The organism is Streptomyces sp. NPDC025618 (assembly GCF_055558795.1).
In genome coordinates this window covers 1-1,248 of record NZ_JBVHLW010000095.1, presented here as the reverse complement: position 1 = coordinate 1,248, position 1,248 = coordinate 1, and the positions used below count along the sequence as shown (strand labels likewise).

Sequence of the window (1,248 nt, the reverse complement as noted above, 5' to 3'; positions counted from 1 at the left end):
GCCGACCTGGGCGTGTCCTGCGGCAACGGCAAAGGGCAGATCTTCCGTGACGGACAGGTGATTGCCACCGTGCCCGAAGCGAAGATCGTCGACGCGCTGGTGGACGAAGCCCTGTGCCTCACCCACGATCCCACGGCTACCGAAGAGAGCTGAGGCCCATGACCGCCACAGCCGCCATCACCGAGCCGCCCGCCGCAGCCGACATCCGCAGCCAGGTCACCGCGGTCCTGGACGGCTTCCTCGACCGCAAGGCGCGTACCGCCGCGGGCCTGCAAATGCCCGCCGAGGTCCCCCGGACCCTGCACGACTTCCTGGCCGCCGGAGGCAAGCGGCTGCGGCCCTTGCTGTGCGTGGCCGGCTGGCAGGCCGCCGGCGGCCGCGGCACCCCCGCCCCGGTGATCAAGACCGCGGCATCGCTGGAGATGTTCCACGCCTTCGCCCTCATCCACGACGACGTCATGGACAACAGCGACACCCGCCGCGGTGCCCCCACCGTCCACCGCCGCCTGGCCCGGCACCACGGAGCGGGTCTCACCGCCACAGCAGCCCAGCGGCTCGGGGCCAGCACCGCGATCCTCATCGGTGATCTGGCCTTGGCCTGGTCTGACGAACTTCTGCACACCGCCGGATTGACCGCGCGACAGCTGAGGGCCGTGCTGCCGCTGATCGATGTGATGCGCAGTGAGGTGATGTACGGCCAGTACCTGGACGTCACCGCCGTCGGCCACCCCACCGCGGACGTGGACCGCGCGCTGCGGATCATGCGGTACAAGACCGCCAAGTACACCGTTGAGCGGCCTCTGCACATCGGCGCCGCTCTCGCCGGCCCCGTCTCGGCCGTTCAGGCGGCTCTGACGGCCTACGCCATCCCCCTCGGCGAAGCCTTCCAGCTCCGCGACGACCTCCTGGGAGTCTTCGGCAAGCCAGGCCATACCGGCAAACCATGTCTGGACGATCTCCGTGACGGCAAGGCCACGGTCCTGATCGCCCTGACCCTGAAGCATGCGTCCCGGGTCCAGGCCGGCCAACTGCGCCTTTTCCTAGGCTGCCCCACCCTCACCGAAGACCAGGCAGAGGTCGCGCGCCGCATCATCATGGCCACCGGCGCCCCGGACAGAGTCGAACAGATGATCACCGAACGCTACGAGCGCGCCCTGGCCGCGCTGGAGTCCGCGTCCTTCGGGCAGGCCGCCACCGCAACCCTTCACTCTCTCGCCGAATCCGCGGTGCGGAGGCATAGATGACCAC

General features: G+C 69.6%; 1 protein-coding gene and 1 pseudogene. Both read left to right on the top strand.

Annotated elements, in window-relative coordinates:
- A pseudogene (locus ACZ4A5_RS31590) lies at positions 1 to 153 on the top strand (flavodoxin-dependent (E)-4-hydroxy-3-methylbut-2-enyl-diphosphate synthase); the annotation flags it as partial.
- A 5-nt stretch (positions 154 to 158) separates the two neighbouring features.
- The gene (locus tag ACZ4A5_RS31585; protein ID WP_467591822.1) at positions 159 to 1,244 is read left to right on the top strand and encodes a polyprenyl synthetase family protein; all 1,086 of its coding nucleotides are present in this window, start codon (positions 159 to 161) and stop codon (positions 1,242 to 1,244) included.
- Positions 1,245 to 1,248: the final 4 nt, after the last annotated feature.

Coding starts and splice junctions, on each gene's coding strand:
- ACZ4A5_RS31585 (WP_467591822.1), top strand. CDS start 159: ATGACCGCCACAGCCGCCATCACCGAGCCGCCCGCCGCAGCCGACATC.